This is a genomic window from Lentzea cavernae, from assembly GCF_014653695.1.
In the GTDB taxonomy this organism is placed as follows: Bacteria; Actinomycetota; Actinomycetes; order Mycobacteriales; family Pseudonocardiaceae; genus Lentzea; species Lentzea cavernae.
The window spans coordinates 131505-150727 of the sequence record NZ_BNAR01000018.1 but is presented as its reverse complement, the minus strand read 5'-3'; the positions used below and the strand labels follow the sequence as shown (position 1 = coordinate 150727).

Here is a 19223-nt window from a genome sequence, read left to right as displayed (position 1 = left end):
ACCGAAACACGCATCACCTACGCTGCGTGAACACCCCGTGTCCGGGAACCGGGGACAACTCCACATCGAGTATCTGCTGGTCACCCGTCAACCAGTCAAGCGGCTCCTTCAGGAAGCCGATGTGCTCGAACATCCAGCCGAAGCCCGCGCTGAACAGGTATGCCAGCGGATCGGTCAGCATCTTGCCGATGTCACCCGCCGCGCTGGCGAGGTTGAGCAAGCCCTCGGCCCAGTTGCCATCGGAGAAGCCGCTCACTGCCTCGGTCACGTCGTGGAACAGCCCGGCACCCTCGGTCTTCGGGGTGTCCTGGCCTTTGCGGATCAACGGGTTCTCGGCGGGGGCCGGAGCAGGCCCCATGCTCGGAGTGCTCATGAATCGCCCGTCTTGAAGCGGCTGGCCTGCTCTTCCTCGTTGTTCTTGACGTCCTCACGCCATGCCTTGACCCGCTTGTGGTGATCGAGCGCGGCCTCGGCGGCGTCGTTGAGGGTGTTCATCGCCATGTGCTGCGCGGCCGAGCAGAGTGCCGCGAGCGGAATGCCGAGCAGGCCGAACGCCTCGGGGTTCGAGGCCGCGTTGCCCGCTCCGATGGCGGTGCCGATGCGCCCGCCGATCTCGTTCACACGCTTGGCGTGAGCGTCCATCTCGGCGAGATCGATGCGGTAGTTCATCGCAGGATGCTCCCGTTGCCAAAGTCGTCATCATCGATCGGACGATGCTGTGGTGGACGAGGAGCCTGCTGCGACCGCGGCGGTGGTGGCGTGTCGTCCTCAATGGAGCCCAAGCGGGGCTCTGTCGGCCCCCAACCTCCGTTTCCCGGCACGTACTGCTCCGGAGGAGGCGGTGGCTGCGCGCTGCGCAGCTTGTCCATCATCAAGTGCATGGTCTCGGAGTCGGCACCCAGCAGCGGTGCCATCGACTCCTGGACAACGCCCGCGATACGGCTCTGCGCCGCCTGCAGGGTGCGCATGACGTCCTGCGCAACGGCTGCACCGTCCTTGCGCTGCAACGCCTGGCCAAGCTGCAATGCGACCAGGTTGCCTGCGTCATTGACGGTCACCGTGATCTGACCGTCAGGACTGCGCTCAGTGACCTGCAGGTGGGCGAGGTTCTCGCGGATGGCATCGCTCTTGGCCTGCGCCTGCACGAGCTTGCCTTCGTACTGGCTGAGCAGCTGCTCAGGATCGATCATGCGTCCCCCAGGGTCACCTCTTACTCAACGCGAGCAGAGAGTAACGGACCGTGCTACGGCATGCAGCTCAATCACGTAATCCCGATATGGCGGGTTCACGACCAGACCAATGAGCATCGCGAACCACTCGAGTCCACGGCAACGACTGGTCAGCAGGAACCGGATCGCGACTGAACATGCCATACGCCTCACGAAGTTTCGAAGTTCATGCCCACCTTTTCGGATCTGCGACGCTGGCTCAGTGCGACATGCGTGTGAGTCGCCGCGAAGCGGGCCCCACCGGACGGCCCAGTTCAGCCACCGCCTGACTCTTCCCATGAACGTGATGCGACTAGAGGGCTTGCCCCCATTGATTCCTGCCACTGACCAGCAGAGGGGTCCATGACTTTCCTATCGAATGAAGATGCCTCGCTCTTCCCGCCGAGCCCGCTCGAAAGACACCGGAATACAGGCATAACTATCTAAGTATAGGGGTCGATGATCGGCGTGCTCGACCCGGCAGAACTCGGCAAGATCACAAAAAGAAGGTCCTCGCAGTGCCTGACCTGCGATAACCCTCTTGCCCCTCGGGACGACAGGATTTGAACCTGCGACCCCTTGACCCCAGTCGTGGAACCACTGAGCGTCGTGCTCCGGCCTGTTCTTCCAGGTCACCTCCAAGTGTAACCGGCCGAGTAAAGGAGTCTAAGAACTCGGCCTGTTGATCATGTCCCGGAACCAACCAGTCCACAGGTTCCGGCTTCCTCGAAGGTCGCGATGTCCGCAGCAACCGCACGCTCTACGACGAATACGTACAGGTGTGTGTATGTGTGCGGTGGTGCTCTCAACACTTCCTGCCCTGAGGGGTGGTATTCGCTTCGACGCGTACTGGACGGTACCGACCTGGCGGATTGCCCAGTCGTCACGTCGCAAGCCGTAGGACAGGCAATGACCGAGCTGCATAGACGGTGGCAACCATCGGCCGAGCACGACCTGTCATTCCCGCCAGCCGCGACACGGTCATCGCCGCGGACTTGAACGACCACGCCACGCCTGCGCCGTCAGACCCTGCAGGAACCAGAGGTTATTGCGGAGATGATCAACGTGCCAGGACACGCAGCCGGAGTGGATCGCAAACGGTCACGACGCCGTTCCGTGTCGCCACCACGCCGAGGTCGCGTAATCGCCGAAAAGCGCGCACCACCGATTCGCGGGACAACCCCAGCAGTGCTGCCAGCTGATCTTGGGACTTTATGTGGACCGCCGAGTTGGTGGAGGCCAGTCCCCCGCCTCTCTCCAGCTCGTTGACGAGATAACGCACCACTTTGGTGAAAGAGTCGTTCTGGCTGGCGTTGGCGAGGGTCGCCTCACGAAGCCGCTCCGAGATCACCGTGCAGACCACCCGGAGCAGCCGCGGCATAGCACTGATCAGCCGTTCGAACTCCTTCGCCCGCACCTGAGCCGCTCGCACGGCCGAGTCCGCGACCACCACCGCCGATCTTCGCTGCTGGTCGATGATCGCCTGCTCACCGACGATGTCACCAGGGACTCGGATCGCCACGAGCCGGTCACCTGTTCCATCGAGGATGCGCACTCGGCCGACGCACAGCACCGCGAGCCAACTGCCGGGGTCGCCAACGTTCATCAGGCTCATGCCGCGCTTGTACCGCTCCACCTTGGCCACGTTGGCGAAGGCCGCTCTCTCATTATCCTTGAGGCGGCCCCAGAAAGTGCTTTGAGCGCATCGTGCGCTCAGTTCGTGCGTCCACAGGCTGCTCGTCACGGGTGCTCCCGATCATCGAAGAGTGGAATGGCTGCTCAGCTCCGGCCGGCCACCACGTGGGGTGAACCCCACACGGCGTTGCCCCGCACGCAGTTCTTCACATCGGCAGTCAGCAAAGAAGCCTGGAACGTCAGGGAGAAGACATTGGCGGGCAAGTCCAGCTCGATCTTCTTCGTCTCCCCCGGCCCGGTCACGACCTCCAAGAGCGGTGTGACCTGCTCCGCGTTGGCAAACACCTGGAACTTCACGCTCATGCTCGTGTCCGAGGTGCTGTCGGTGTCGACGGCCGGCACCTCGAGGCGTTTGAAGTTGCGCAGCTTGAACTCCTGCCTGACGCTCCGCTCGCTGGTGTAGCAGGAGTTCAGACTGCCCCACATCGAGTTGTTGAACTGGACCAGCTGCACGTCGTGGTCACCGTTGCGGAAGATCCACGTGTTCTGGGGTCTGGGCAGGCCGTCGACGAAGATCTTCGTTCCCGAAGCCACAGATCCTCCGTCTCCTGGCTGCCCCGACACGGGGATCGAGGTCAATGGTGGAGCTGACGACGACGGGACAACGCTGGACGTTGTCGTGGTGGTCGTCGTTGTCGTCGTGGTGGTGGCGGTCGCGCTCGACGGAATCGGCTCGGCACGAGGACCGGTGGACGTACTTCCGGGTGCGGCCAGCCACACCACCAGACCGATCACAGCGACCACCGCCACCGCCGTGCCTCCTATGAGCAAACCGCGTTGGCGATCCCACCACGGCCTGGGCCTGATCTTCGCGAGAGCGCCGGCCAATACTCGCGCGGCCTCCGGGTTGGCGCGCAAGAAGTTAAGGAGTTGCAGGCGAAGGGTCTCCTCACGAACGGAGTCGCCAGGCTCTTCCGTGAACCTCGCGAGTGTCTCGCCCAGGTACGCCTCCGAGAGCAGGCTCTCGAGGTGATGGATCAGGATCTCCAGATCCGCATTGATCGCCCCGGGCCCGAAGTGCTTCTTGTGGATCAGGTACTGCGCTGACGTACGAACTACGGTTCTCGCGAGTTCCTTGTTCACCAAGCGCTCCTTGCGGGTCTGTGACCTACGACCGCCAGTCGAACACGCGCGTGCTGGTGCAGAAAAAAGGAAAGTGAGTCATATGCGGCAGTCCCGACCCAGGTCGTTACGGACCCGAACACCGTCGGCGGTTCACCACTTATGCTTGTGGTTGTCCTTGTGCGCACGGCGAAGCAGCCACAACGGGGCCCAGCGTGCCGCGAACGCCCCGGTGTAGGCCTGCCACGGCAGGTCGTTGAGCCATCCGGTGATCTTCTTCGCCCGCTCGACGACCTCGTCCAGCAACGCGATCGCGCGTCGCTGGTCGCTTCCGTGATCTCGAAGCCTCAGGGCCATGGCGAACTCGAACTGTGTCTGCAAGGTCTCGGGATGGGCGATCCCGAGCACGGCCAACTGCCCGCTGTGGGCACGTTCCAAGACGTCAACGGCCTTGTCGAAGTCTGCGAGCTGCTGATGGGAAAGCCCCTGCACGAAGTACTCGCGCAGGACGATCGGGTGGCGCTCGTCCAGCCTCCCGTGCAACACCGGGAGCAGCTTCTTGATGCTCTCCAACGCTTCCTTGGGTTTGCCCCGCGACATGAGCGCGAAGTCGATGTTCACTCTGCAGGCGAGCACGTCCACGTTGCGCGAGCCGAGGTCCGCCTCCTGTTTCTCGGCAAGCCGGCGGAAGGTGTCTTCGGCTTCCTTCCAGCGGTCAGGTGCCGCCCTGAACTCCGTGAACTGGAGGCGCAACTGCGCCGTCGCCAGCACGTACGCGGCCTCGATCGCCGCAGCGTGGTTCTGCCGCCCCACGCTGCGATAATGGTCGAGCACCTGCTTGGCATGCGTTCGTGCCTTCTCCTGCTCGTCCGTCGCCATCTCGATGTGCGCGAGTTCGATCCGTGCCAGCAGACCGAGGCTCTCAGGCAGGTCTGAGGCGGCCGCGAGCACTTTCTCCAGCTCCGGCAGGTTTTCCTTGAGGACTCCCCGTAGCCGTTGCCCGCGGATCCATCGCAGCCGGACCTTCACCCGTTCAGCTTCACTCAGCACGCCCAGGCTCTGCGACACGGTCGCGCGCAGCCAGTACGGCTCAGCGTCGTTGTAACGTCCCAACGCATCCAGCGACGCCGCGCGCACACAGCTCAGCAACACGTTGGCACGAGTCGGTTCCGCCGTCAGCGTCCTCCCCGCGATCATCTCGGCTTCCTCGTACTCCCCGGCGTCGTAGTGGTCGGAGGCGGCGTCCACGGCAAGATCCGGGGTCTCCGCACCGAGCGCGATCAGGCGCTGCAGCAGGCGGGCCGCCGAGGCCGGGTGTCCCTCTTCGCGCAGTTCCGCGGCAACTATCGGAAGCAGCGCCTTCACGGTGGCCTCCGCGATGACCGGCTGATCGAGGAGGTACCTGGCGTGGCGGACCAACAGCTTCCAGGACGCTGGATCGTGGCCCTCGGGTCCTTCGCACAGCACGGCGGCGAGGTACTCGGCGCACGATGTGGCCAGCCAGTCCACTGCCTGTTCCCCGAGGTGACGCCGGACGGCCTGCCGGACGAGGCCGTGTGCCTGCCACGCTTGGCCCTGCCTGCGCACGAACATGTTCGCTCGCAAGGACTCCATGACGTCCGGAACACGTGATCCGTCCATTCCCACCTTGGTGAGAACGTCGCGGATCAGACGGGCCGGCACCTTTGCGGGACCGCAAGCCGCCAGCAAGCGCAGCACCGAACTCTGGTACTCGTCCAGCGCGCTGAAACGGTCCGCGAACAGATCAGAGAGCTTGGCCGTGGTGTCGGACGATCCGTCGATCACGCGACCGACGTGCTCCGTCAGCGTGGTGAGTCCAAGGCTCGAGGATGCCGCTGCGGCCAGCACCGACACCGCCATCACGTGGTTGTCAACGGCGTCCGCCAGTTGGCGCACCTGCTCCTTCGCGGCGTCGTCGTCCTGGTCGAAGCTGTGCAGCAGGTAAAAGAGGGCGATCGCCTCGTCGTCGGTCAGGCCGGCGAGCCGGACCTCCTGTCCGAGCTTCGCGTACTCGGCGTGCTCGGAGATCACGAGGAGCAGCAGCTCGGGACTGTCGATCCAGGCGGAGAAGTGTTGATACGGCACGCCGGCGGGAACGTTGTCGACGATGACAAGGACGTTGCCCTTGGAGGCCTCGAGCTCGTTGTTCGCGTCGGTCATGGCCTCGCGCAACGCGGTTTCCGCAGTGGTACCGGTCGCGTCGGTCAGGTCGACGCGGACGACGGCCTGGTATTCGTAGGCGAAGTGCGAGACGTAGTCGTCCGCCAGACTGGTCTTGCCCACGCCCCGCAGACCGGTGAGCACCGCGATTCCGTTGGTGGGCTGATGCGTCAGCGGATACCGCCGTGCGTGCAGTGCCGACTCCAGCGCCCACATGGAGCCGTACCGGCGTACCCGGGGCGTCACGCTGGAACGCCCACGGACCGTCCGCGGGAGGTGATTGAAGTTGATGCCCTGGTACGTCCCGCTGAGCTTCTCCAGCCGCAGCTCGACCTCCTTGACGATCTGCTCCAGGGCCTCGTCGGTGGAGTCGTCGCTGACGTAAAGCTTGTCCTTCAACATCGCCGGGCGGATGTGTGCCTTGCTCGTCTCAGGGTTGATCACGAGGGTGCGCGCTTCACCGCCCGAACGTCTGTCCGCGGTGAGCGCCTGCATCAGTTCGAACTGGCAGGCGTGGCGCACCGCGTACCGCGCCGAGTAGTAGACCAGGCAGAGAGTGCTGCTCTGCAGCTCGGACTCCACCTTGGCGGAGACCGGGTCCCCGAGGCGGTTGCCCCGCCGATCGAGGTACGTGTCGTAACCCTTGCGCTTCAGACGTTCGAGTATCTGTTCAACGCGTTCTCGCGACGGACCCGAATAGGAGAAGAAGATCTTTTTGCGATGGAGGTTCGCGGCAGGCGTCACAGCCGGGACAATAGTGCGTGATCGTTCGTATCCCTACAAGAATTGCGTTCATCGCCCAGAGAGTCCTTTCAGTACATCTGAGACGGAATCCGCGAAAGGTGAGTTGATTCGCCGGTAGAACGCCATTGCCGCACCGAGAAAGGTCCGCGCGTCGGCCGTGTGCCCCGTGGCCATGGCGACCCTGCCCAACGCCCACCGTGCTCTCGCCTGTTCATGGGCACTGCCTCCCCGCTCCGCGTGGGCCAGCGCCTGCCGCAGCGCGATCTCCGCGTGGACGTAGTCCTGCGCTCGTTCCCGCACGGCTCCGAGTGTGTTGGCAGCCTGGGCGATGTCCATGTCGTGCTCGCGCACCAATGCGAGGCTCAACGCCTCCTCCGCACAAAGGGCCGCGTCGTCGAGCTGCCCGAGCGCCGCGTGGGCGTTGGACATGCTCCGCAACGTGATGCCACTGTTGCGCACCAGCCCCTCGTCGAGGTAGTAACGCAGCGCCTGCCGCTGGTGCAGAAGTGCTTCTTCGAACCTCTGCTGCCGGCTCAGCACGGCACCGAGGTTGGCGACGCTGTCGCTTGCGCCACGCCCGTCACAAAGCGCGTCGAACAAGGCCAGGGCAGCACGGTGTTGCACGGCCGCCTCGTCCAGTCTCCGCACCGCCGCGAACGCCATGCCGAGGTTGTTGCGGGTGATCGCCTCAGCACGACGATCCCCGAGTCGGGTGGCCGCACCGAGCGCGACCTCGTGCGTCCGCAACCACGCGTCCAGCTCACGCGCCAGGTAGAAGTACCCGCGCAGGGTGTAGGCGAGCTGCCAGAGATGAGCATCCAGAGCGAGGTCCTCGACCTGGAACAGGGCGATGAGGGTCGGCAGTTCCGCCCGCATCCAGTTCCTCGCGGCCTCCGCGTCAGCATGGGCGACTCCCGCTTCCAGGTCGGCGGCGGCATCCGCCACCTGGAAGCGGCCCGGCGTGATCAGCCGATCCGCTCGCACCGCGCTCGCAAGGTAGTGGTCGAACATCCGGCGCACGGGAGCCGATCCGGTGGAGCTCTGGTGTCCCACCTCCGCCGCGTACGTCCGGAGAAGATCGTGCATCGAGTACCTGCCGAGTTGCGGCTCCATCACGAGGTGTTCCCTCACCAGCTCGTTCAGCGTCGATGCTGCCGTCGCGCCGTCCGTGCCCAGCGCCGCCGCCAACGCCTCGACGCTGAGCTGCCGACCAGGCAGGTGGCCGAACAGCCGAAACGTGGCAGCAGACCGGATCCCAAGCCCGCGATAGGATTTGAACAGCGCCGCGCGGACCGAGAACATCGGGTCGTCGGTGCTCAGGATGTCGAGCCGGCGTTTCTCGTCCACCAGTTCAGCGGCGAGGTCGGCGAGCCGCAAGGCAGGACGGGCAGCCGTGTGATGAGCGAGCACGGTCAAGGCCAGCGGCAGTCCCCCGCACTGGTCGACGATCTCCGCGGCAGCCGGTCGTTCGGCCGCGACACGAGCGCCAACGGTTCTCCGCAGCAACTCGACGCCTTCCTCCACCGGTAGGAGGCCCAGCTCGACGTTGACCGCGGCCTGTTGGACAGCGACGCTCGTCAGGCGGTTGCGGCTGGTCACGATGACAGCACACGTGCCGCACCCAGGCAGGAGTGAACGGACCTGTTCAGCTGATCGCGCGTTGTCGAGCACGAGCAGCACGTGGCGACCGCTCAGCATCGTTCTCAGATGGGCCGCGCGCTCGGAGAGGTCAACCCACTCGTCCGGCCGCGCCACGCCGAACGCGCGCAGGAAGGAGGACACCGTCGAGGCGGGCGACCCTGGGGCATCTGGCCCGAACCCATCCAGGTCCGCGAACAGCCGGCCATCGGGAAAACGTTCCTTTACCCGGTGCGCCCAGTGCACCGCGAGCGCGGACTTCCCCACCCCCGCTGGACCCGAGATCACCGCCACGGCAGGGACCGGCGAGCTGCCCAACAGGTGCTGATCGAGCCTCCTCAGCTCCGCATCGCGTCCAGTGAAATGCGTGACGTCGCCTGGCAGTTGCTGTGGCACCGGAGTCGCGTCTCCCGCCGAGGAGACGGTGAGGTTGCCGTGGACGACTCCGATCTGCGCGGCAACCCCGAAGTTGCGCTGTATGCGGTTGAACACCGATGTGCCGTCGAGTGGCACCGACTCGCCCATTCCGCCTCCTCCCGTTGGTCGACACGTCCATCGTGACCGACAACTGGCGAGGATCGCTGCGTCCGTACCGGGGACTCCACGGCTGCCAGCTCTGGTTGTGCATTCCTCCCTGCACCTACCCGACCTGGATCGACGAACCAACGTTCATGCCGATGATGCTCGGGAGTGGCTGCGCCCGCGACAGCGGGTTCTGGTGCGGGTCCCTGCCGGCAGGCTGTTCCTCACCGATCCCGACTTCCGTGAGCAGGCCGCTGAGCCTTGGCACGTACAGGTACACGACGCCGACGAACTCTTCGATCTCCACGGTTCGAGCCACCAACCACTACGGGCTCCCGTCGAGCGTCCCTCCGGGCAAGCGAACTGCTCGACGGCTACAGGGCGAAGGAGCCTTGGCTGTTCAGCCAGGCTGGCTTGTCGACTCCACACCGGCTTGGTCCTGCGCGGTCCTCAGCGCTGCCCACGGCCCAGCGACCACCCCACGCTGATCACGTCAGCGCTGAGGCCTCGCACGCCCCTTTCGCAGTGCGAACGGCGCGACCGCGCAGAACAAGGCGCTCATCAGGAACAGCACTGTGAGAGGAGCCAGCAGATGCGTCAAGTCGTGGCTCCACATCAGATCGGTGTGGACGATCGCCGCGTGCGGTAGATCCACGGAGGAGGCCAGGGCATTGATCGCCCAGCGGGTGGGGAACAGATACGAAGCCCACCCGAGCACGAACTCGAATCCGGACGAGACACCGAGCGGCAGAACCAGGCCGCACAGCACCACCGCTCCTCCTGACAGCCCCGACATGATGCCAACGGCCTGCTCCGCCGTCGCCGACAGGCAGCTGACGAGCAGCCCCAGGCACATCGAGCACCAGGTAAGCCCTGCCAACACGAGCCCTGTCTCCACACCAGCTGGAAGACCGGTCAGGGTGTCCTGGCGCAGCTCGTTCCCCAGGCTCAGCACCACCGTGGCCACAACGGCCTGCACCAACGCGGGCACTCCGCGACTGATGGCTCGAGAGAGGACGACGGCGGAATCCGGTACACCCCAACGACTTTCCCGCCGAAGCACTTCTCTGTCGTTGACGATCGACGTCAACGACAGGGCCATCGCGAGCAGGGACAGGCAGATCGCCGTGACCGCGATCGACATCGCCAGATCGGGATTGGGCTGATCGGGAGAGCCGACCAGGCCGCGATCGTTCGTCCATGTCGCGATCGCCGCGGCGGCCAGAGGTCCCAGGAGTGCGAGGCCGGCGAGCAACTTTTTGCGCAACCACATCCGGTGAAACTCTCGCCTCAGACTCACCGCCAGCACATGCTGCCACGGCTGTGTGCGGCCTTTGCGTGGCAGGGCGGGTGTGGCCGCCGACCTCGCGACCGGACGCGGTGCCGTTAGCCGTACAGGCATTTCCGCGGTGCGGCCTTCTCTCAACGCGTCCATCACATCCGCCGCTGAGACCGCCGAGAACCTGCTCAGCAACTCCTCTGGCGGGCCGAGGTAGCCGATTCCGGACGGTGCGTTCTCCCCTGCCGGGCTGGCCGCGATCGCGAGCACCGCCGAACTCTCGTTCAGGTGAGCCATCGTGTGGGTCACGATGACCACCGCACAACCATCCCGCGCGACCGCCGCGAGATCACTCATCAGCATGCGGTCGAAACCTTCGTCCAAACCTGACGTCGGCTCGTCGAGCATCAACAGCAACGGATCGCTCAGTAACTCCACGGCAACGCTGAGCCTGCGTCGTTGCCCGCCGGACAACTTGCTCACCGTCTGGTCCTGGAACGGGTGGAGGTGCAACCTCTCCAGCACGTCCCGCACGCTGCCCGCGAGTTCCGCGGGAGTGGCGTCGGCGGCGAGGCGGAGTCGTGCGGCGTGCCACATCGTCTGCTTGACCGTGAGCTCGTCGAGCATGGACGAAGCTTGTGGCACGAAGCTCACCAGCGCGGGGTTCACCCGATGCGCACCACCGAGCGGCATCCCGTCCACCTCGGCCCATCCCGCCTCCACCACGGCCTCGCCGAGCAGGCCCGCACACAGCGTGGACTTGCCAAGTCCGGACGGGCCGATGATGGCAAGCATTCCGCCGCTGGGCAGGGTCGCGGACACGTCGCGAAGAGTCGGCACTTCCTTGCGGTGGTGCCGGATCGTGAGCCCGGACAAGATCAGTGACGGAGGCGTTGCCAGGTTCTCGCAAGCGATCGTGTCGCCGCCCAGCACCCTGAAGACGTGGTGTCCCACGAGAAAGCACCCGCCCGGACTCACCGGGGCATGCAACACCGGTCTTCCGTCGACGAACGTGCCGGTGCCGGCGTTGAGATCGCGGACGAGGACTCCCGAGGATCCCCGGCGCACCACCGTGTGCCGCAAGGCCACGTCGAGCCCGTCCACCTCAACGTCGGCACCACCGCCTCGTCTGCCGATCGTGAGTGGGACGTCACCGAGCCGGATGCGTCTGGCCGGCATCGCGGGTGTCACCGGCGTCGCGGGCGCGACCAGTATCGGAGGCCTCACCGGTACCGGAGGCGCGGCCAGCACCGGCGAGCGCGGACCGGGCCGAACCGGTGGTGCCAAGTCCCCGATCTCGACGATCAGGCGCAGCCGATGCCTGCCCAGGCTCAACTCCGCTTCCACCACACCGGTTTCGGCGAACTCGACACCGATCACGTCGCTGGAACCGAGCGGCTCGACGTCGACTCCGTCCACTTCCAACCGGCTACCGCGCTCCAGCACGTAGAGACGCCACCCCGCCGCGTAACGGAACCTCACCCACCTGGCCGGTCCTACCTCGACCCGGATCCCCGCATCCGCGCCGCTGCCCAGAACCGTTGTTTCGTCAGGGGAAAGTCGATGGCGTGTGCCATCCACGACCACCATGAGCGGCAGATCCGGAGCCATGCCCACCTCCTGTCGTCCCAGTGCACATCGCCAGACATCGGGAAAACGCAACAACCACAAGGCGATGTCGCTTGGAATGAAACGATCACGACGAGTCGTGCGATCAACCGTCTGCTCACGCCCTGAGGAGGCAACATGGTCGGCTTCGATAGCGTCAAACGGGTGGAAGGATCCACCCGCAAGGTTTGGCCGTTCTACATCGTGTGCGACGTCTCGAGTTCGATGTGGGATGAGGACTCCTGGCCCGTCAAGGCATCGGCGCCGTTGTCGGTCATGAATGACTCGCTCGGTCTAATGCTGGAAGAGCTCGCCGAGGACATCGAGGCGTCGGCCATCGGCAGAGTCTCGGTCATCACCTTCGCCGACAAGGCGACGACCCACTACCCGCTCACCCCGATCGGCAAACCCGGTCGGCTCGATCCACTGCCGCGAGGCAGCTGGACGAACTTCGTGGCTGCCTGGGAGCACCTGAGAGACACGATCCGCGCGGACGTCGGCCAGTTGGTGGAGCAGAACTTCCGTCCGAAGAGGCCGGTCGTCTTCTTCCTAACCGATGGCAACGCCGGGCACAGCAAGCACACCCAGACAGTAGCGGAGTGGTCCGTGCCCAGGGACGAGCTCTGCACGCCGGACCACGAGTACCGTCCGTTGGTGGTGGCGCTCGGCATGGGCAGCGTCGACCAGGCGACCGTGCGGGCGCTGCGGTCCACCGACCCGCAGGGTGCCGCGTTCCTGGCGAATCCCGGGGAACCGGCGAGCATCCTGCTCAAGGCGATCATCAAGGTCATCATCCAGTCGATCACGGTTTCGGCGGCACAGGGCTCGTTCATGGTCCCAACGCCGGTCGGGATGACCCGCCTCGACGCCGGAACGGTATGACGTGGGCAAGCGGCGCAAGGGTGACAAGGCATCCGGGAAACCGATCTGGACGACCGTGAAAACGTTGACGTCCTTTTCTCTCCGGAAGGTTTCACCGGGTATCGATCCGCGGGAGCACCCGGTGAAACCCGCCAACGAAGACGCCCTTCCGGTGCTGACAGCACCGGCGGGCGCCGGGCGTGACAGCGTGCCGGACGTGGTGGGTCACCGCTGCGGCGTCGGCCCGCTGCAGCTCAGTGCCGCGTCTTTGATCGGTTCACGGCACCGTCAGAACGGTGAAGTGCGCGAGGACGCGTACGCGTTCGCCGCCGGCAAGGACTCCTGTGGTGTCGCGGTGGCGGACGGCGTGGGTTCCGCGATCAACGCGCACATGGCCGCGAACGCGGCAGCGCTGTGTGCTGTGGCCGAGGTGGTCCGGTGGGCGGACACCAGAAGATCCTCCTGGACTGATCAGTGCATGGAGCTCGTGCACCGAACGAGCGACGCAGTTCGCCAGGTGCCGGACACCAGGGCAGGACACCCCGCGTCCAAGAACAACCCGCCCGCCACCACTCTCTCCGTCGCGGCGCTGCGAACGCTCGACGACGCGACCACGGAGGTGAACTGGTTGGCATACGGAGACACCTCGGTCCTCACGCTGTCCCTCACCGACAGGCACTGGACCTGGCTATCAGGAAACGAACAGGGCCGGAGCAATGTGACGCACGCACTTCCGGGTCCGCTCGAGAACGGCACGCACGGCGAAACCGTGCTGGAGCCCGACCACGTGTTCGTGATCGCCACGGACGGAGTCGCCGAGGCGATCGAGGCGATGCCTGGCGAGTTCGCGGAGGCGATCACGAGCTCAGTGCTGGAGGCCATGTCGGCCGCGAAGTTCACCACGTTGCTGGACTTCGACGTGCAGGGGATGGCGGACGACCGCACGATCCTCCTCGTGTGGCAGCCCAGGTAGCCCGGGGCAGGACGCCATGACAGACCCCATCCAGGTTCAGCGCACAAGCCTGCGGACGTTGTCCGACGGGAACTTCGCGCTCGGCGGTCAGAGCAGCGGCTTGAGCTGGGTGCACAGGAGTCCGGGCGAAGTGCTGCTGTACAAGCGATACCTGCCGGACACCGCTCAGGGCGCCTCGGCCGAGGGGTTGACGGCCATGGCCGAATGGCGGCGGTCCCTCGGCTTCGCCGACCGTGCCTTCCTCGACGCGCGGACGAGCTGGGTTCGGCACGTCGTGATGCAGGGCCGCGAGGTCACCGGAGTACTCGTACCGCCAGCGCCGGATCCGTTCTGGCGCATGCACAAGGACGCGCCCTTCCCCAGGGACATGGCAGGTCTGACCCTCACCGCGCACGACGCGAAGGAGCGGGGCAGAGACTACTCCAGCATTCCGCAGACCATCGCTCGACTGGGGCACCTGCTGCGCACCCTGTCCTTCCTGCACATCAACAACGTCGTCGTCGGGGATCTCCGGCTACAGAACACCCTCGCCAGCGGCATCTCGCAGACACCGGCCACCTACCTGATCGACTGCGACGCCATGGTGCTGAACGGCGTGAGCGCGCTGCGCGCGGCGGAAGCACAGACGATGCGACCCGACGATGTCGAGGGCTGGCCGCAACTGCTGGACGAGCGAACGGACTGTTGGAAGTTCGCTTCCATGTCCATCGCGTGCATCGGCAAGGACGCGGCGCTGGCAGCGGTCGTCAACGACGTCCGGCGGCACCTCACCCCTGACCATTCAGAGGTCCTCGAAGACTTCCTGCTGTTCGAGAACCAGCACGCGTCCGCGCGGTCGTTGCAGGCGATGGCCGACGTGTGGCGTGGCTACGTCACGGGTTCCGGGCAGGAGAAGACCCGCGTTAACAGCGGACTCGTGCTCACACCCTGGCTCGGCGCTCCGTCCTGCGCGTACGAGCAGGAGGCCACCAGCCCCGTCCATTCCCTGCAGCCGCACCCTCCTGCTCCGGTCAGCGCCACTCCCGTCTGGACCCGTGTGACCGCGCCGAGGCAGCCGACGGTCAGCGCCACTCCTGTCTGGACCCGCGTGCCCGTACCAAGCCGGCCGACCGTCACCCGGCCACCGACGCCGCCCGCTCCGGACCCCGACGAACGCCTGCGGCGGGCGAGCTTCTGGTTCGTCATCCTCGTCGTCGCGATCGGTGTGCTCGTCGGCGCCGCGCTCGTCGCGTACGAACTCAGGCGGTGAAGGGCGGTGGTGCGCCGAAGGGAGGCCGGCGCACACCACGATTACTCGACGGGCCGCGCCGCCGCCGTCACTCGCAGAGCACGCGCCGTCGGCAGCATCCCGCCGACCAGCGCGATCACCACCCAGGTCGCCACCGGCACGCCGATCACCGCTTCGGCGTCGGCGGACGCCAGTCCTAGCCACACACCGACGATGGTGATGGCGGCGACGAGCAGACCTAGCACCACGTCGACCAGGACGACGGCCACGATCTCTCCCGGCATCACACCGGTGATCTGCCCGCTGGTGGCGCCGATGCAGCGCATCAGCCTGATCTCTTCTGCCCGCTCGCCCATCGACATGGCGAGGGTGTTCGCGAGGGAATTCCCGTGTGGAGGATGGCCATGCCGAACAGGAGGGTGATCGCGATAAAGTTTACCTGCTGCGAGTTCTGCGACTGGCCCGACAGCATTAATCCATGAATTGTGCTGAGCGACAGCCGACAGGCCGCCTGCAGCCCTTTCAGGCCCGACAGACCCATGATCGATCATGTATCCATCGCGCGCCGAAGACGGAGTTGAGCATCTGAACCAAGGTGGCACCGTCTACAAGTTCGATGCGGTGGTCGTCAGCTGCGATCTTCAGCGCTCCTCGCGTAAACCGACTGGTCGTGACCACAACGCCCCGATTCGAACCACTGCCTCCGACCACTCCGCGAAGCGCCCGAACGATCTGAACACCGATTGCCGACGTATGAGCTTTGCATTCAATCTCAACGACCTCACATCTACCTGCCAGGTTACGTCTCGCGATCACGTCGCGCCCACCGTCCCGCCCGGCCGGTGTGACCTCAACCTTGTAACCAAGTTGTCCATACAGGGCGGCTACCAGGAGCTCGAACTCCCGTGGGCTGATGTGGAATAGCGCCTCCACACCCGGCTTCGCATGCTCAATTCATCGCGCGCGGATGATCGCAATTGCGTCCTCCAGTCCGCGATCACGTCCGCTTGGGCGAATGAAACGGTAGACCTTCTTATACCCGGCAACGGCGTCAACAGCTGATTGCGGATGCTTCGGCAGCAGGTCGAGGACCCATCGAATACTGGGATGCGGTTTTACGTCGCCTCCGATCCACGCAACCAGACGCCGCCAGTACTCGGTGGGCATCCCTTGCGGCTTTCCGACTTCGCGACGAAGTACTACAGCCTCGTGGAGGTACTGGGTATCATGAGCAAAACACGATTCCTCGAACAAGAAAAGCCGCAGCAACGCAAGCACTTCTGATTCCGGGCGCTCCGCCACCGACGCTAGGTACTCCGAGCGCAGCTCGTCTGTTGGAAACGACCAGGTTTGCACTCCCTCGCGGCGGCGATCAGTCCATTCCAGCACTGTCTCGTCTGCACCAGGCCCATCTTCCTCCTCCACGGCGTGGCCGTCCTCGAGCCACCCGTATCGCTCGTACGCTCCGGGTGGCAGCGCTGCACTTAGCCACTCTTCGAGCCTCCCTGACCAGTGATCTCCAGCGCGGAACTTCACGCCAGATTTCCGATGTTCTTCGATCTGTTCCGCCAGCGACAACCCAGCGCCCATGGCGTCAATTTGTACCAGCCGCGAGATGGCAGGTAGCTAACGATGTACACCTACATCACGATCATGTCTGTGTGAGCAGCCAGGTGACCGATGCCGCCCGGTTCTTCACGCCGTGAGGCTCGGTCGGCAGCGCGCGGAGGTCTGAAGAACATGAACGGGGTCTGCAGTACTGCCGACTGTCAGCGACAGTCACGATGGCCGCGACGCAATCGAGCCATCGGCTTTTGCGATCAGTGTCTTGCGGCTCTGGTGGCGAGCTGCAACGCCACCGTTGTTCAGTTGGGCGATCACGCACGTGCCCGGTTCAGGACACGGCACAACCCCTGCTCTGCGATCGTGGACGTGTCGCTGCCCATGCTGCGGCGCGGCGGATGGACCTGCCAAATGTGCAAGTGGATCGAACTTGGCCCCCGAAACCGGCTTCTCGGAGCGGTTACGGAGTGGTGGCCGGTCGCCAGACAAGAACAACTGCTGCGGGCGGCCGGCATGCGATCCTTGCTGCCGCTCGGCGACGCCGACGGCGACGAGCCCATCAACTACGAGTGTGACGAGTGCGGGGGCGCTGGAGCAGACTGCCTGTTCGGCATAGCTGAGGGGCTGAGACCGTCCTGGTTTGCCGTGCCAACACTGCAACGCCGCCCGCTTCCGACCGACAACAGCCACCGTCACCGCCCGATTCCGAGAGCTGGGCCTTGATCTACTCGAACACTATCCAGGAGACCCGACTCGAACATTGGCAGCAAGGTGCATTCGCTGCGATGCCCCACGTTCGGTGTTATGGACATCGGTCTGCTCTGGTGCTCCCCCTTGCCTACGCTGCGACGGTGCCCGACTCGATCCAACTGCACCGCACCGGGTATACCTTTTCCACTTCCCTCACCTAGGCACCAATGGCGTTTATAAGATCGGCATTACCCACAGCGCACACGACGGCCGCTTGCAAGCCCACGTCCGCAACGGCGGCGCTCTGGTTGACCTCATACCGGTGCGCGACCGTGCCACCGCACTGCACGTCGAGCGCGTTGTTCTCAAGAACTACCTGGCGATCGCACCGGTGTCGTTGACACGCGACCTCTTGCCGCAAGGAGGCACCACAGAGTGCTGGTCAGCGCACGTCGGCTATCCAGATCTACGCCAGATCGCGACACAATGAACATGCCGCTAACCACAACTCGCCTGTTGCACTCGTAGCAGCTCTAGCACTAACACCGTCCCGGTGCTCGCCCGGCCGCGCGTCCTTCGCCACGCTTCTCGACCGCAGAATCGACCTGAAGCCGCTGCCATGACGTCTCCGCAGCTGGTCGATGACACAGTTCCCAATGACGGAAGCTTTCACCCTTGGCCTGTTACAAAGTTGATCACAGACCGAGGGTAAGCCGTCAAGAGGCTCCCGTCTCCACATCCAGTTCTCTAAAGGAGCCGGTCATGCTTGGCTTCAGCCTCGGCACGAACGGCTGCGAAGAACTCCTCATCGATCTCTTCATCGGCAGCTTCGTCGTCGAGGTCCACGTCGTCACCGAGTTCAGCGTGCGACCGGTACAGCAACCAGCACCCGCGGATTCCGTCCAGTAGGTCTTCGAGGAGGTCTTGCGCGGGACGGGCCGGGTCAAGAGGTGTGACGCGCGGCATCAGTCCTGCAAGAAGCTCCTCGTCGCCCGGTCCGTACTGCTCGGCCTGCGCCCTCGCCTTCTCGATCGCATCCACCAGGCCATCCGGATCCGGCAACTTGCCCTCGGCAGCGATCATCGCTCCGGCGACCAAATCGACAACAACGCGCCGCGGGCTCTCGCCGGCGATCAGTCGCTCGAGGACCAAGGTCGGCGTCTCGACGGCCAGCGCCTCGATGTTGTCAGCCTCCATGACGACGCTTGCAGGGCTGACGCCCGACGCCTCGCCGGCAATCTCGGCCGCCGCCTGCAACCAGTGCGCCGCAGCCACCGCTGCCGCCGTCGGGTCGACCTCCTCGAAGAGTTTGCTCGACCACAACGGGTGGGCGTGCAGGAAGTCATGGGCGGCATTCACCTGAAGCGGTGAAGTATCAGCGCGACTGAGCTGAACCGCTTGCCGAGCACGGCCCGAGAAGTCGCCCAGCTCGGCTTGCTCCACCGCGGCCAGCTCCTGCTGGACATCAGTGGCGACAGCGTCAGTGAGTTCCTGATCGCCGATGGCGTGCAATGCGCGTCCAACGCGGTGCGCGGCTTCTTCCACTCGAACGTATGACTGCACGAGGTAGCCCTGGTCGTTCGGCAGGTAGGGCTTCCTCACGTGGTCTAGCACTTCGACGAATGCCTCCCGCTCACCCTGGCGGCGCCATCCCTCGCTGTTCGGATCGACGCTCTCCGCACCGCTCGCTGGGTGGGTGTACGTCCACCACGCCATGCGCGACATCGTCGTCAGACTCGCTGCGAGCCGCAGCGCGCCGTCCTGATCGACGGACGCCGACAACACCGCGACCGTGCGCGCGAGGTAGCCGTCACCGGTCTCCCAGGTCGCGATCAGAGCCTGGCGTTCCTCGTCGAAGGCGTACTTCGTCATACGCTCATCTTGGCGGATCAACGCCAACTATTTCCGCCGGCGGCGCGCAGCCGCCGACGGTCGCGCCAGTTTCAGCATGTGGGCGGTCCGCGCATGAAG

16 protein-coding genes are annotated in these 19223 nt (G+C 65.0%); 3 read left to right on the top strand and 13 right to left on the bottom strand.

Annotated elements, in window-relative coordinates:
- Positions 1–13: 13 nt before the first annotated feature.
- The 9 genes from IE307_RS38965 to IE307_RS38925 form a co-directional block, all read right to left on the bottom strand.
- Complete coding sequence (locus IE307_RS38965; RefSeq protein WP_229905502.1) at positions 14–325, bottom strand: hypothetical protein; 312 nt, start codon at positions 323–325, stop codon at positions 14–16.
- 44 nt (positions 326–369) lie between these two features.
- On the bottom strand, positions 370–669 hold the full coding sequence (locus tag IE307_RS38960; protein WP_191304490.1) for a hypothetical protein: 300 nt from the start codon (positions 667–669) through the stop codon (positions 370–372).
- Positions 666–1190, bottom strand: a complete 525-nt coding sequence (locus tag IE307_RS38955; protein ID WP_191304489.1) for a YbaB/EbfC family nucleoid-associated protein — start codon at positions 1188–1190, stop codon at positions 666–668. The genes IE307_RS38960 and IE307_RS38955 overlap by 4 nt, the downstream gene beginning before the upstream one ends.
- Positions 1191–2268: 1078 nt before the next feature.
- Positions 2269–2952: a Crp/Fnr family transcriptional regulator gene (locus IE307_RS38950; protein ID WP_191304488.1), complete on the bottom strand. Its 684-nt coding sequence runs from the start codon at positions 2950–2952 to the stop codon at positions 2269–2271.
- 35 nt (positions 2953–2987) lie between these two features.
- Positions 2988–3437, bottom strand: a complete 450-nt coding sequence (locus tag IE307_RS38945) for a hypothetical protein (RefSeq protein WP_191304487.1) — start codon at positions 3435–3437, stop codon at positions 2988–2990.
- 681 nt (positions 3438–4118) lie between these two features.
- Complete coding sequence (locus tag IE307_RS38940; RefSeq protein ID WP_191304486.1) at positions 4119–6890, bottom strand: toll/interleukin-1 receptor domain-containing protein; 2772 nt, start codon at positions 6888–6890, stop codon at positions 4119–4121.
- Between the two features lie 48 nt (positions 6891–6938).
- Positions 6939–9053, bottom strand: coding sequence for an ATP-binding protein (locus IE307_RS38935; RefSeq protein ID WP_191304485.1), 2115 nt, complete (start codon positions 9051–9053; stop codon positions 6939–6941).
- Between the two features lie 115 nt (positions 9054–9168).
- The gene (locus tag IE307_RS38930; protein ID WP_191304484.1) at positions 9169–9357 is read right to left on the bottom strand and encodes a hypothetical protein; all 189 of its coding nucleotides are present in this window, start codon (positions 9355–9357) and stop codon (positions 9169–9171) included.
- A 186-nt stretch (positions 9358–9543) separates the two neighbouring features.
- Positions 9544–12000 carry an ATP-binding cassette domain-containing protein gene (locus IE307_RS38925; RefSeq protein ID WP_191304483.1) on the bottom strand — a complete coding sequence of 819 codons (2457 nt, stop codon included), beginning with the start codon at positions 11998–12000 and terminating at the stop codon, positions 9544–9546.
- Between the two features lie 102 nt (positions 12001–12102).
- Here IE307_RS38925 and IE307_RS38920 point away from each other — a divergent pair, with 102 nt between their 5' ends.
- From IE307_RS38920 to IE307_RS38910, 3 genes are all read left to right on the top strand, one after another.
- Positions 12103–12819 (top strand): vWA domain-containing protein, encoded by a 717-nt coding sequence (locus IE307_RS38920; RefSeq protein ID WP_191304482.1) that lies wholly within the window; start codon positions 12103–12105, stop codon positions 12817–12819.
- Between the two features lie 121 nt (positions 12820–12940).
- A complete protein-coding gene (locus IE307_RS38915) occupies positions 12941–13771 on the top strand; it encodes a protein phosphatase 2C domain-containing protein (protein WP_191304481.1) in 831 nt (276 codons plus the stop codon).
- 16 nt (positions 13772–13787) lie between these two features.
- Positions 13788–15020: a hypothetical protein gene (locus IE307_RS38910; RefSeq protein WP_191304480.1), complete on the top strand. Its 1233-nt coding sequence runs from the start codon at positions 13788–13790 to the stop codon at positions 15018–15020.
- Between the two features lie 41 nt (positions 15021–15061).
- Here IE307_RS38910 and IE307_RS47535 read toward each other — a convergent pair whose 3' ends face one another.
- The 4 genes from IE307_RS47535 to IE307_RS38890 form a co-directional block, all read right to left on the bottom strand.
- The gene (locus IE307_RS47535) at positions 15062–15550 is read right to left on the bottom strand and encodes an FtsX-like permease family protein (protein WP_308436435.1); all 489 of its coding nucleotides are present in this window, start codon (positions 15548–15550) and stop codon (positions 15062–15064) included.
- Positions 15522–15932, bottom strand: coding sequence for a restriction endonuclease (locus IE307_RS47695; protein ID WP_191304478.1), 411 nt, complete (start codon positions 15930–15932; stop codon positions 15522–15524). Before IE307_RS47695 ends, IE307_RS47535 begins: the two co-directional genes overlap by 29 nt.
- Positions 15933–15953: 21 nt before the next feature.
- The gene (locus IE307_RS38895) at positions 15954–16589 is read right to left on the bottom strand and encodes a hypothetical protein (RefSeq protein WP_191304477.1); all 636 of its coding nucleotides are present in this window, start codon (positions 16587–16589) and stop codon (positions 15954–15956) included.
- Positions 16590–17999: 1410 nt separating this feature from the next.
- Entirely contained in the window at positions 18000–19124 is a 1125-nt protein-coding gene (locus tag IE307_RS38890; protein WP_229905500.1) for a hypothetical protein, read from the bottom strand.
- Between the last annotated feature and the right edge of the window lie 99 nt (positions 19125–19223).

Coding starts and splice junctions, on each gene's coding strand:
- IE307_RS38960 (WP_191304490.1), bottom strand. CDS start 669: ATGAACTACCGCATCGATCTCGCCGAGATGGACGCTCACGCCAAGCGT.
- IE307_RS38955 (WP_191304489.1), bottom strand. CDS start 1,190: ATGATCGATCCTGAGCAGCTGCTCAGCCAGTACGAAGGCAAGCTCGTG.
- IE307_RS47535 (WP_308436435.1), bottom strand. CDS start 15,550: ATGATCGATCATGGGTCTGTCGGGCCTGAAAGGGCTGCAGGCGGCCTG.
- IE307_RS38935 (WP_191304485.1), bottom strand. CDS start 9,053: ATGGGCGAGTCGGTGCCACTCGACGGCACATCGGTGTTCAACCGCATA.
- IE307_RS38890 (WP_229905500.1), bottom strand. CDS start 19,124: ATGACGAAGTACGCCTTCGACGAGGAACGCCAGGCTCTGATCGCGACC.
- IE307_RS38895 (WP_191304477.1), bottom strand. CDS start 16,589: ATGGGCGCTGGGTTGTCGCTGGCGGAACAGATCGAAGAACATCGGAAA.
- IE307_RS38910 (WP_191304480.1), top strand. CDS start 13,788: ATGACAGACCCCATCCAGGTTCAGCGCACAAGCCTGCGGACGTTGTCC.